Source organism: Paenibacillus sp. G34 (genome assembly GCF_056856875.1).
In genome coordinates this window covers 3,817,086-3,830,175 of sequence record NZ_CM166469.1, presented here as the reverse complement: position 1 = coordinate 3,830,175, position 13,090 = coordinate 3,817,086, and the positions used below count along the sequence as shown (strand labels likewise).

The 13,090-nt window shown below is 45.7% G+C and carries 10 protein-coding genes; 7 read left to right on the top strand and 3 right to left on the bottom strand.

The window, feature by feature from the left end; all coding sequences use genetic code 11:
• The first annotated feature begins 10 nt into the window (after positions 1 to 10).
• From parE to AC1VYS_RS17235, 7 genes are all read left to right on the top strand, one after another.
• Complete coding sequence (parE, locus tag AC1VYS_RS17265; RefSeq protein WP_482910728.1) at positions 11 to 1,990, top strand: DNA topoisomerase IV subunit B; 1,980 nt, start codon at positions 11 to 13, stop codon at positions 1,988 to 1,990.
• A gap of 12 nt (positions 1,991 to 2,002) precedes the next feature.
• The gene (gyrA, locus tag AC1VYS_RS17260; protein WP_482910727.1) at positions 2,003 to 4,465 is read left to right on the top strand and encodes a DNA gyrase subunit A; all 2,463 of its coding nucleotides are present in this window, start codon (positions 2,003 to 2,005) and stop codon (positions 4,463 to 4,465) included.
• Positions 4,466 to 4,694: 229 nt separating this feature from the next.
• A complete protein-coding gene (locus AC1VYS_RS17255) occupies positions 4,695 to 5,141 on the top strand; it encodes a MarR family winged helix-turn-helix transcriptional regulator (protein WP_482910726.1) in 447 nt (148 codons plus the stop codon).
• Between the two features lie 289 nt (positions 5,142 to 5,430).
• On the top strand, positions 5,431 to 5,748 hold the full coding sequence (locus AC1VYS_RS17250; protein WP_441922571.1) for an ArsR/SmtB family transcription factor: 318 nt from the start codon (positions 5,431 to 5,433) through the stop codon (positions 5,746 to 5,748).
• Positions 5,741 to 8,275 (top strand): FAD-dependent oxidoreductase, encoded by a 2,535-nt coding sequence (locus AC1VYS_RS17245; protein ID WP_482910725.1) that lies wholly within the window; start codon positions 5,741 to 5,743, stop codon positions 8,273 to 8,275. Before AC1VYS_RS17250 ends, AC1VYS_RS17245 begins: the two co-directional genes overlap by 8 nt.
• 372 nt (positions 8,276 to 8,647) lie before the next feature.
• Positions 8,648 to 9,094, top strand: a complete 447-nt coding sequence (locus AC1VYS_RS17240; protein ID WP_154983639.1) for a MarR family transcriptional regulator — start codon at positions 8,648 to 8,650, stop codon at positions 9,092 to 9,094.
• Positions 9,091 to 10,608: a DHA2 family efflux MFS transporter permease subunit gene (locus AC1VYS_RS17235; protein ID WP_482910724.1), complete on the top strand. Its 1,518-nt coding sequence runs from the start codon at positions 9,091 to 9,093 to the stop codon at positions 10,606 to 10,608. Before AC1VYS_RS17240 ends, AC1VYS_RS17235 begins: the two co-directional genes overlap by 4 nt.
• Before the next feature lie 145 nt (positions 10,609 to 10,753).
• Here the strand turns inward: AC1VYS_RS17235 and AC1VYS_RS17230 are convergent, their stop codons facing one another.
• From AC1VYS_RS17230 to AC1VYS_RS17220, 3 genes are all read right to left on the bottom strand, one after another.
• Positions 10,754 to 11,110, bottom strand: coding sequence for an MGMT family protein (locus AC1VYS_RS17230; RefSeq protein ID WP_482910723.1), 357 nt, complete (start codon positions 11,108 to 11,110; stop codon positions 10,754 to 10,756).
• Positions 11,111 to 11,276: 166 nt separating this feature from the next.
• Positions 11,277 to 12,008 (bottom strand): RluA family pseudouridine synthase, encoded by a 732-nt coding sequence (locus tag AC1VYS_RS17225; RefSeq protein ID WP_482910722.1) that lies wholly within the window; start codon positions 12,006 to 12,008, stop codon positions 11,277 to 11,279.
• 2 nt (positions 12,009 to 12,010) lie between these two features.
• The gene (locus AC1VYS_RS17220; RefSeq protein WP_441922583.1) at positions 12,011 to 12,874 is read right to left on the bottom strand and encodes a class I SAM-dependent methyltransferase; all 864 of its coding nucleotides are present in this window, start codon (positions 12,872 to 12,874) and stop codon (positions 12,011 to 12,013) included.
• Between the last annotated feature and the right edge of the window lie 216 nt (positions 12,875 to 13,090).

Genomic DNA, 13,090 nt, shown 5'->3' with positions numbered 1-13,090 from the left:
GGGAGCATGAATGGTCGAGCAAATCGATATGTCGGCAGGTTCGACAGGCGGAGGACAAGGCGCCTCGGGCTACGACGCGGACGACATTCAAGTACTTGAAGGACTGGTAGCAGTTCGGAAACGGCCGGGGATGTATATCGGCAGCACCAGTACTTCAGGTCTACATCATTTGGTATGGGAGATCGTAGACAACGCTGTCGATGAGCACCTTGCCAAATTCTGCTCCAAAATCGATATCACGCTGCATAAGGACGGTTCTATTACGGTTCAGGATAACGGAAGGGGAATTCCAACAGGCATACATAAAACAGGGATTCCCACTCCCCAGGTCGTGTTTACGATTTTGCACGCAGGAGGTAAGTTCGGTGGATCAGGATACAAAAAGTCAGGTGGTCTTCATGGCGTAGGGGCTTCGGTTACCAACGCATTGTCGGAGTGGCTTGAGGTCGAAATCTTCCGGGATGGCAAGATTCATCGTCAACGTTTTGAATATTGGCAAGACAAAAAAGGCGTCGAACATGTAGGAGAACCCGTAACCGGTCTTGACGTATTGGGCAATACCAATCGAACAGGCACCAAAGTTACGTTTAAACCGGATATTCGCGTTTTTCAGAATGGAATTCAGTTGAATTATGATACACTGGCAGAGCGTCTTCAGGAGATTGCGTTCCTGAACTCGGGCTTGAAAATCGTGCTGAAGGACGAACGTTCAGGCAATCAGGATGAGTATATGTACGAGGGCGGTGCGAGCCAGTTTGTTGAATATTTGAACGAAAACAAAGATGTGCTTCATGATGTCATTCACTTCTACGCGGAGAAAGATGACATTGAGGTAGAGATTGCGATTCAATACAACGCAGGTTATACCGAGACAATCGCATCGTTCGTCAACTCCATTCCAACACGTGGCGGTGGTACGCATGAGACCGGATTCAGGGCAGCCTACACACGTGTGATGAATGACTATGCACGTCGTACCAGTATGATTAAGGAAAAGGATAAGAACCTCGAAGGCAATGATCTGCGTGAAGGCATGATGGCCGTAATCAGTGTCAAAATGTCAGAGGTGGAATTTGTCGGACAGACGAAAGATCAGCTCGGAAGTGCGACTGCCCGAAGTGCAGTAGATTCAGTGGTATCTGACAATATCCAGCGATTTCTGGAAGAGAACCCACAGGTGGCACAGACTTTGATTCGCAAAGCTGTGCAAGCTTCCAAAGCGAGAGAAGCTGCCCGCAAAGCCCGTGACGAGATGCGTACAGGGAAAAAGCGGAGTGAAAGTTCCAACCTGAATGGCAAGTTGACGCCAGCGCAGTCGAAAGATTTTACACGCAATGAGTTGTTTATTGTTGAAGGTGACTCTGCTGGTGGTTCAGCCAAGCAAGGCCGAGATTCCAAAATACAGGCCATTTTGCCGTTAAAGGGAAAACCGCTAAACCCGGAAAAATCCAAGCTGGCGGATATTCTGAAAAACGAAGAGTATCGTGCAATTACAGCAGCAATAGGCGCAGGAATCGGAACAGAGTTTGCCGTAGAGGACAGCAATTATTCCAAAATCATCATCATGACGGATGCAGATACAGATGGCGCACATATTCAGGTGCTGTTACTTACGTTCTTTTACCGTTACATGAAACCGTTAATTGATGCAGGGAAAGTATATATTGCGCAGCCGCCTTTATATAAACTCACTCGCAAATCCGGCAAGATGGCAACGGTAAGATATGCATGGACAGATGAAGAACTTGCGAATTATATGAAAGAGTTCGGAAATAATGTCGAATTACAGCGTTATAAAGGACTCGGTGAGATGAATCCGGATCAACTGTGGGAAACAACGATGAACCCGGAGACACGCGCAATGCTAAAAGTGGAGATTGTGGATGCAGCCAAAGCGGAGCGTCGTGTATCCACACTTATGGGTGACAAAGTAGACCCGCGCAAACGCTGGATTGTAGAGAATGTCGACTTTACAGAGTACGAAGAATAGAAGGTGCTTGGAATGAGTCTATCAGAACAATTTATGCCGGCCTTTCTGGAAGAGGTCGTTGGTGACCGTTTTGGTCGCTACTCCAAATATATTATTCAGGATCGAGCCATTCCCGATGTGCGGGATGGATTAAAGCCAGTACAGCGGCGTATTCTTTACGCCATGTATGACTCGGGTAATACACCGGAAAAGCCATATCGTAAATCTGCCAAAACGGTAGGAGATGTGATGGGTAATTATCACCCTCATGGTGACTCCTCGATCTATGAAGGTATGGTGCGGATGGCACAGCCATGGAAAATGGGTCATATGCTTGTAGACGGGCACGGCAACTGGGGCTCACAAGATGATGATCCCGCTGCGGCGATGCGGTATACAGAGGCTCGTTTATCTTCCATTGCAATGGAAATGCTCCGTGATATTGAGAAACGTACCGTGCTGTTCAAAGATAACTTTGACAATACTGCCAAGGAACCGGTTGTGTTGCCTTCCCGTTATCCCAACCTGTTAGTTAATGGGGTAAGCGGAATTTCATCCGGTTTTGCAACCGAAATTCCACCACATAATTTGCGTGAAACAATTGATGCCTGCATCGCTGTAATGGAGAAACCATCCATTGAACTGGACGAAATCATGATGTTCATTAAGGGACCTGATTTTCCAACAGGCGGCTTGATTATGGGCGGCGACGGTATTCTGGATGCATATCGAACAGGTAAAGGACGGATCTACATCCGTTCCAAAACCGAAATCGAAAATATGCGTGGCGGCAAGCAGCAGATTGTCATTACGGAGATCCCTTATCAGGTAGTTAAATCCCGTCTTGTTACGGCGATGGAGAACATCCGTCTGGAGAAAAAAGTTGAAGGCATCGCAGAAGTTCGTGATGAAAGTGGGCGCGAAGGACTACGGATCGTTGTTGAGCTGAAAAAAGAAGCGGATGCACAAGGTATTTTGGCTTATTTGCTGAAAAAAACCGATCTTCAAGTCACATACAACTTCAATATGGTTGCGATTGTGAATAAAGCACCGCAGCAGCTTGGCCTAAAAGCCATTTTGGAAGCTTATATCGCTCACCAACGCGAAGTGGTAACCTTCCGGACGAAGTATGAGCTCGAGAAAGCGGAAGACCGTGCTCACGTCCTGGAGGGGCTCGTGAAAGCACTTAACATTTTGGATGAAGTGATTGCAGCGATTAAAGCTTCGAAAAACCGTCAGGATGCCCAAAATAATCTGATCTGGATGTTTGGGTTCACGGAACGCCAAGCGGATTCTATTCTCACCTTGCAATTGTATCGTTTGACGAATCTCGAGATTAATTCGCTCCAAAAAGAGCTGGATGATCTCATGAAGAAAATTTCACAGCTACGCTCGATTCTCGATAGTGATCGCAAGCTGATCGGGGTCATTCGCAAGGAACTGCTGGAGATCAAAGAGAAGTACGGAATTGATCGTCGCTCCGCTATTCAGGGTGAAGTGGAGGAACTTAAAGTAAATCTCGAAGTGTTGGTCAATGCTGAAGATGTATTTGTGACATTGTCCAAAGAGGGATATGTCAAACGTTCCAGCATGCAGTCCTTCACACGTTCCGGCGGTGAACGAAGCGCTAGCGGTGTAAAAGAAGGAGATTATATCTCTCAGGTGTTGGAAGTGAACACACTGGAGAATCTGCTTGTGTTTACACAGAAAGGCCAATACTTCCTTCTGCCTGTACATCAAGTTCCAGAGTTCAAATGGAAAGATCCAGGCACAGCCATTGTTAATGTGATTCCACTGGCGAAGGATGATCGAATCACCAGTGTCCTGGCAATCAAATCATTCGAAGAGCCAGATCACAGTCTTGTATTTGTGACTCGCAAGGGGCAGGTTAAACGAACCGAACTGAAGGAGTACATTACGAAGCGGTCTGGAGCCGTAGCGGCATGTAAAGTCGGTAAAGATGACGAAGTTCTGTCCGTACATTTGAGTACGGGTGGGAAAGACATCATGCTGATTACCAAAGAAGCGATGGCGATTCGTTTCCGCGAGGATGAAGTGAATCCGATGGGACGGGTCTCAGGTGGTGTTCGTGGTATCCAGTTAAAAGATACAGATGAGGTTGTTTCTGCATTATGGGTAGCAGGAGACGAGGGTGAAGTTGCTGTAGTATCTGACATAGGTTACGGTAAACGTTCACTTCTTCTGGATTACGCACTTCAGAGCCGTGGCGGTAAAGGGGTGGTTACCTTCGAATTTAAGGAAGGTAAGCGTGTCAAGCCTAACGGAAGTCGTATTGCGGGTGCATTCTACTGTAGAGAGCAACGTCAGTTAACGGTAATGACCAAGGATGGACATACGTATACGTTATCATCCGAAAGCGTACCGATCACGGAGCGCAAGCATATCGGTAAATTACTTGTTCCTGTGGACAAGCAGGATGAAATCACCGAGTTGATTCAGGATTTTAATGAGAATCAAACAGGGACAACCTCTTAAAAAAGCATAAGAAAGACTCTTTGCTGGCAGTGCTGATTCTGTCGGGTGAAGAGTCTTTTTTTGTAGTTCCTGGGCAGTAGTGAAGCGCGTCATCAAGCGAAGTTTAACAACCTTCGTCGATTATAGTCGATCGCTAGGAAATTGAAAAAATGCAGCAGGAATGCGGCTTTGAAGCGCGAAAACTTAAGCAAATGAAATGATTATCCGTTGCCGGGAGGAGTGATTTTATATGTATAATTCCGATTTCGCTAAATGCTGGTCCAGATTAACCAAGGATTACAAATTGCATATGGATCAGGAATTGGCCCCTTCGTTAACAGAGGCTCAGCTTGCCGTGCTCGAGGTGCTTGAGGATCACGAGAAGATGAAACCGTCTGATTTGATTCCATTTTTAGCAACAACACCAGCTGCTGTAACGATGCTCTTGGATCGAATGGAGAAAAACGGTCTCATATACAGAGATCGCGATGATCAGGACAGACGGATTGTGTGGGTTTCACTATCAGACAAGGGCAGAATGGAAACCAAGCGCGGTATAACCATCCGCAATGAATTTATGAATTCCGTCTTAAGCAATATTTCGATGCACAATCAGCAATTGCTCGTCTATTTGCTCGGGAAAATGACGGCACCCAAAACAAACGTGCAACAACCAGTCTTAACAAGTTCGGGATAAACGAAAATAATATGTCTAATGTGATCTAAGGTAGGTAATGATTATATCCTAGGTAATGGTTATATCCGATGAAAAAGATAATAGAACAAAATGTTTTACTAGCTTACTCCCGGCTATTAGGCCGGGAGTTTGTTTTATGCAGGAACACTTTTCATTCATTGGTTTATTCGCCAGGGGAGCTTAATGTAATTCATGTTGGTGTAGTCTTGTGTTGTAATCGGGAATAAAAATTGACAACTAAATCGTTATATCGTAATATTGCAATATAGCGATTCAAGGAGGGGTTATTTTGGATATACCTGCGTTTGATGGGAATCAATTAAAACAGTTTGACGAACCGGCGGAGTTTCTCAAAGCACTTTCTCATCCGGTGCGTTTATGTATCGTTCGTGGTTTGATGCGCAAAAAGAAATGTAATGTTTCATATATGCAGGAATGCTTGGATCTGCCGCAATCAACGGTGTCTCAGCACTTACAGAAGCTTCGCAGTGCAGGCATTGTTGCTACGGAGCGAAATGGTCTTGAAGTTAATTACGTGCTCGCTGATCCCCGTGTGGAGCAGTTGATCATGATTTTATTTGAAAAGGATGAATGCGAAGATGAATAGACGTAAAAAGGTGTTAATCGTCGGAGGTGTTGCAGGCGGTGCATCTGCTGCTGCGCGCCTCCGTCGCCTGGACGAGCAGGCCGAGATTATTATGTTTGAAAAAGGGCCATATATCTCTTTTGCCAACTGCGGCTTGCCTTATTATATTGGAGGAACAATCGAAGAGCGTGAAAGGCTGCTTGTACAGACACCGCAAGGCATGAAGGATCGATTCAACATCGATGTCCGTACACAGAGCGAGGTTATCGCTGTTGACTCTAGTAAACGCACCGTTCAGGTGCGCCGTGCGGAAGGGGGTCAATATGAGGAAAGCTACGATGAACTAATTTTGTCACCTGGTGCTCGCCCGCTTGTGCCTGATCTTCCAGGTAAAGACAATCCATTGATCTATACCGTGCGGAACATTCCGGATATCGATCGAATCAAAGGACAATTAAATTCTCCTAACAACAGAAGTTCGATTGTTATTGGCGGTGGATTTATCGGTGTAGAGATGGCTGAGAATTTGAGAGAAGCTGGACTGGATGTAACTTTGATTGAAGGTAATGATCAGGTGTTAACTCCTTTTGATCCTGAACTGGCAGCTGCGATGGCTCAAGAGATGGAGCAGAATGGTGTGAAGCTTTTATTTTCACAACGCGTTCAAGGCTTCCGTACGTTGGAACAAGGCATTGGTGTCGAGTTGTCAGACGGACTTGTGTTATCTGCTGATTTGGTGATTCTCGCTATTGGTGTTATACCGGATACCTCCTTTTTGCACAGCAGCGGAGTAGCTCTCGGTCCGCGCGGGCACATTCTGGTCAATGAGAAGATGGAGAGCAGTGTTCCACATATATATGCCGTCGGCGATGCCATTGAAGTGAAAGATTACATCCATGGCACGCAGACTGCCATCCCCCTTGCAGGTCCTGCGAACAAACAAGGACGTATCGTAGCTGATCAAATTGCTGGTCTTCAAACTACCTACAAAGGGACTCAGGGTACGTCCATCATTAAAGTGTTTGGTCTGACGGGAGCATCCACTGGCAGTAATGAAAAGACGCTCAAACGAATGAAGAAAGACTATCGCAGTGTTATCGTACACCCAGCATCCCATGCTTCCTATTATCCCGGTTCTAGTTCAGTTACGTTGAAATTGCTCTTTGCTCCAGATGGGAAGATTCTAGGTGCACAAGGTGTTGGTTACGAAGGTGTGGACAAACGAATCGATGACATTGCAGTGGCAATTCACTTCGGAGGGAATGTGCAAGATCTAACGGAACTGGAACTCAGTTACGCACCGCCTTACTCTTCTGCAAAAGACCCGGTTAATATGGCTGGCTATGCTGCCGAAAATATCTTGGATGAACGTGTACATTCTTACACGTATGATCAACTGGCGGAACGTGACCCTGCCCAGTCTATATTAGTGGATGTCCGTAGTGATCTGGAGCACCGTAACGGTAACATTCCGGGTTCGCTCTCTATTCCGGTCGACGAGCTTCGTCAGCGGATGGGGGAGCTGGATGCTTCCAAAGAAATATGGGTTTACTGCCAAGTCGGCCTCCGTGGTTACACCGCTACTCAAATTCTGCGTCAACATGGCTATCAGGCGAAAAACTTGAGCGGCGGTTATAAAACCTATCGTCAGGCACAATTCAAACCAGCAACCTTATCGACTATAAGCGGGAATGGTGACACCGGTCGTAGTGAACATAATGGCAGCCACAATAGCAAAGAACATCAAGGCCAAGGGAGAACTTTAATGGATGCTAAGGAAAAGAACAAAATGTATACAGCACCTTCTGATGAGCTACGAATTGATAACGAACTGAATGTATGTGGTTTGAGTTGTCCTGGTCCTTTGATTGAGGTGAAACAAAAAATGGATCAGTTGGCAGATGGACAGACACTGCGAGTGAGAGCTTCCGATCCGGGATTCTATGAGGATGTCAAAGCTTGGGCGACTATGTCAGGTTCTGACGTTTTGAAGCTGGAGCGGGACAAGGGCGGGGTGATTGAAGCCGTCTTAACGAAGAATACTCCACCTGTCACTAGCGGTTCACAGCAGTTCGAAAAAGCAAGTACAATGGTCGTATTCAGTGGTGAACTCGATAAGGCCATCGCCTCCTTTATTATTGCTAATGGAGCTGCAGCCAGCGGACGTAAAGTGACAATGTTTTTCACCTTTTGGGGTTTAAATATCATTCGAAAACAAGAGATGCAGCAGGCACCTGTCAAAACAGGTATGGCCCGCATGTTTGATCTGATGTTGCCGAGTAACAGTCTGAAGCTAGGACTCTCCAAGATGAATATGTTTGGTGCAGGACCGAAGATGATTCGGGGGCTAATGAAAAAAAACAATGTGGCCTCCCTGGAACAACTTATGAAATCCGCTATAGATCAAGGGGTAGAGATCGTGGCTTGCCAGATGTCGATGGATCTGATGGGCATACAACGTGAGGAATTAATCGATCAGGCTGTTATTGGCGGTGTGGGATACTATCTCGGACAAGCAGATCAGGCAAATCATAATTTGTTTATCTAGAAAGTCTATTGATTAAAGACGTAGCCCGATCTTATTCTCCAACTTTTCAAAGAATCGACCTAATATTCAACCTCTATTTCACCTCAAGTGAAATAGAGGTTTTTATAGTTTTCATAATGACAAAACAATATTAAAGATCAAGATTATAACTGCATAATCTCCTCATTCAGGGAAAAGCTACACAACCAAACTGATTAGCTGTTATTGGACTTGCTTATATAATTTATATATCAAATATAATATGTCTTAATATTATTTTTTAAAATCATATGTAAAGAGTTGACTATGTAAATATTTTTGTTATAATAAGTAATTGTTCCCCTGATATTTCGTGTACGAAATATTATATTCCATAAGTAAAAGGGTGAAACAATGACGGATACGTACGAAGTATTTTACATTATCAATTCATTTCGACAAGTGAATCAGATGCTTTTCCGGGCATTCTGGAATGAAAACAAGGAGATCGAGCTGACTTCGATCCAGTTTATGGTGTTATCTGTCCTTAAGGAGCGGCCAGCTCTTGGTATTAATGAGATTGCTGATCTGTGTCATATGGGTAGCAGTTCAATGAGTGCTGTTATAGAACGTCTTGTGAAGGGCGAGTACATCGTGCGGACACGTTCTGATGCAGATCGCCGCTCTGTGGTGCTGCAGATTACTGCCAAAGGGGAAAAGGCACAGCAGGAGACGCAGCAGCTCTGGATGGAGCGTGTATCACCTATATTGGAAATTTCGAAGGAAGATCTGGAGCACCTGCTTCGCATTCATAGTCTGATGATTGAAAAGTTACAAGGAAGAGAGATGAACAACTTATGAGCGCAACCACTGCTACAGCTCCATCTTCTGCGATGGACAACATCAAGAAAGGCCCCATTGTAGCGGCCTTGTTAATTGGTGCCTTTGTGGCATTTTTGAACCAGACCCTGATGAACGTGGCTCTTCCTAAAATTATGGATGACCTCGGCATCGGTCCAAACAAAGCCCAGTGGCTTACTACGGGTTACATGCTTGTCAACGGGGTATTAATCCCGGTTACGGCATATTTGATTGCCAAATTTTCGACACGACAGATTTTCATAACCGCAATGACCTTGTTTACCATTGGTACGCTGGTTTGTGGAATTAGCCCGAACTTTTCCATTCTCATGGTCGGTCGTGTTATTCAAGCCGCAGGTGCCGGTATTTTGATGCCGCTGATGACGGTTGTATTTCTGACGATCTTCCCGATCGAGAAGCGTGGCCAAGCAATGGGAACGATGGGGATTGCCATGATTCTCGCACCAGCGATTGGTCCTACATTGTCGGGTTATATCGTTGAGAACTATTCTTGGAGATTGTTGTTCTACATCATTTTGCCATTCTCCGTGATCGCAACAGCGATTGGTATTGCTTTTGTCAAAAACGTAACACGTCAATCCAAGCCGAAACTGGACTCTGTTGGTGTCATTCTATCCACGCTCGGATTCGGTAGCTTGCTGTATGGTTTTAGTGATGCGGGTACAGACGGATGGGGAAGTGCTGTTGTCATCAGCTGCCTCGTCGTTGGTGTCATTTCCCTGATTCTGTTCGTTATTCGTCAGTTGACGACGGATCATCCGCTTTTGGAGTTCCGTATTTTCAAATACAACATGTATACCTTAACCACGATCATTAACATGCTTGTTACGATGGCGATGTTTGCAGGCATGATCTTGCTTCCAATCTTTCTGCAAAATATTCGTCAATTCTCGCCGATCGACTCCGGTTTACTTATGATGCCAGGTGCCATTCTAATGGGCATTATGTCCCCAATTACGGGTCGCATCTTTGATAAAGTTGGGGCACGCTGGCTCTCGGTTACAGGTCTGGCTATTACAGCGGTTACCACATGGGGGCTTAGCCGTTTGTCAATCGATACGACGTATGGATATATGATGTTCATCTACACTGCTCGTATGTTCGGGATGTCAATGCTGATGATGCCAATCCAGACCGCAGGTCTGAATCAATTGCCTCAACGTCTTAATGCACATGGTACAGCGATGTCGAACACATTGCGTACCGTGGCAGGTGCGATTGGTACAGCAATTCTTGTAACGATCATGAGTAGCAAGCTCAAGTCGCATCTGGCAGAAACGATGGCTACGGGTACAATTGACCCGAACAACAAAACAGCGATGATGGCAGCTACCGCAGATGCAACGATCTATGGTGTTAACTATGCTTTTACGGTGGCAACCTATATGACGATTGCAGCCCTGATTATGGCGTTCTTTATTCAGAAAACGAAGCCGGCTTCCGAGCCGATAAACGCAGAGAAAGAAAAAGCTAAAAAAGTAGCAACTGCTTAAGATTAAATTTGTAATCTGTAACGAATAAATAAGAAAAAGAGAACTCTCGAAAGCCAGTAGGGCAAATCTTCTACGGCATCGAGAATTCTCTTTTTTTGTTTGTTTTACTGATGACATATCACTAAGCAAACGAAAGAATATACTGTCACTCATTTTCATCTTTGATTGAATTCAAATCATGCAGTAGCAAGTCTGGATGAGGTTCATGTCCGAAACGTTGGAGATCAATGCTCCCACCAAGCTGGAATTCCACGCCTTCGCTGACAAGCTCGGTTTCCTGCATCATGCGTGATTCTTCATCAGGTATGGAGATTTGTCCTTTTGCATTGACAACCCGGTGCCAAGGTAGGCGTTCCTTGCGACTCAGAGAATGCAGAATACGAACGACCTGTCTTGCCGCCCTTGGGCTTCCAGCGCAGGCTGCAATCTGTCCATACGTCATTACCTTTCCTTCAGGGATCGCAGCAATAATGGCGACAACCTGCTGTGTGAACGGGGTCATGAATATCGGCTCCTGTCTTAGAAGATTAGAATATTGAACGCAGATAGAAAGAGTTGTTATATGATTTTTCGATTAAAAAAGTGTCGCCCGGATGTAGCATCCGAACGACACGTTACAGGTGCAGAAAGCCACTGCTTCTAGTTGATCCAATCTGCTTATATGCAGTTTATATCTTCAATTTGAAAGATTTTTCGTAGATATCCAAAGGCCATTCAGCCCAAGGGAATTCTCGTGCAGGCAGGGATTGCAGCACAACTTCCTCTTTGGTGACAGGATGCGGAAACGCGGCGGTGACAGACCAGAGCGCGATCTGCTGCCCCGGTTTATTCATTTTGGCGCCATACTTCTGATCACCGAATAGCGGACAGCCCGCTTCTTTCATCTGCACACGTATCTGATGGGATCGGCCCGTATGCAGCTCGATATGAACCAGGCTGTACCGATCGGTTTCCCCAATCACTTCGTAATCCAGAACAGCATCTTTACCGCCAGATGTACCTTTGGGAACAGCGGTTACGGTGTTTGTTTTGCTATCTTTCAGCAGGGTGTGCTTAAGCGTACCCTTACGTGCTGGCAACTTGCCATGAACGACGGCAGCATAGATTTTACGGAAGTGACGTCCACGCACCGTTTCGGACAAACGTGAAGCCGCTTTGGAAGTTTTGGCAAAGATCATGGCTCCCCCGACGGGGCGATCCAGACGGTGTACCAAGCCCAGATACACATTGCCGGGTTTGTTATAACGTTCTTTCAGATCCTGTTTAAGTAAAGAGAGCAGATCCGGATCACCAGATGCGTCTTCCTGAGTAGGGACATTCACAGGCTTCGTAATGCCCAGCAGATGGTTATCCTCAAACAGAATTTCGATGTCTCCGCCTTTTGGCACATCAATGGACATCATCAGGACTCCCAGCGGCCCAAAATACCGCAAGGCAGATCCATACCGCTGCGAGTAATCGGCAAACCGATTTCTCCCGCTGTAATCTCTCCACCATATTTGGCAGACATCGTCATTGTCAGCATATTGCGCAATACCGTGGAAGAGATACCTGTCGTATACGAATTCACCAGCATAAACAACGGGTTGTCCGAAAGAATCGTCATACAGGATTTCAGGAAAGGATAGAGGTTTTCTTCCAGTTTCCATGTCTCGCCGTTCGGGCCACGTCCATAGGAAGGAGGGTCCATAATAATCGCATCGTATTTGTTGCCACGACGTTGCTCGCGCTGTACAAATTTGAACACATCATCGGTGATGAAACGAACCGGGCGATCAGCAAGTCCGGATAGTTGCACATTTTCTTTCGCCCATTGAACCATACCTTTGGCTGCATCACAGTGTACAACAGAAGCACCAGCATATGCCGCCGCTACAGTTGCTCCGCCTGTGTAGGCGAACAGGTTGAGGACCGAGATGGGGCGTCCTGCATTCGAAATTTTATCCATCATCCAGCTCCAGTTGGCAGCTTGTTCAGGAAACAGTCCTGTATGTTTAAAGCTGGTCGGTTTGATGTGAAATTTCAGGTTTTCGTATCCAATCGTCCAGCGTTCAGGAATCGGTTTTTTCATATCCCAGCTTCCGCCGCCGGAAGAGCTGCGATGGTAGTGACCGTGAGCTTCACGCCATTCATGGGTTTCTTTTTCAAGCGGCCAGATAATCTGTGGATCGGGTCTGCGCAAGATAACATCTCCCCAACGCTCCAGCTTCTCGCCGCCTCCAGTATCGATCACTTCATAGTCTTTCCAGTTCTTAGCTACGTACATAGTGGTTTATCCATCCTTCAAAATTCATTTGGATACTATTGTACAACAAAAAAGGGGCTCTACGCCAGTTGGTCTCCCGGTAAACGAACCGTATACAGACGAATTTCGACATAAAATAAAAAGACAAATCATTAAAAATAAATTTGACAATGATAATCATTATCACTTATGATTTTGATATTGTAATATTTAATCAATCCGGAGAAGTTTTCAGGC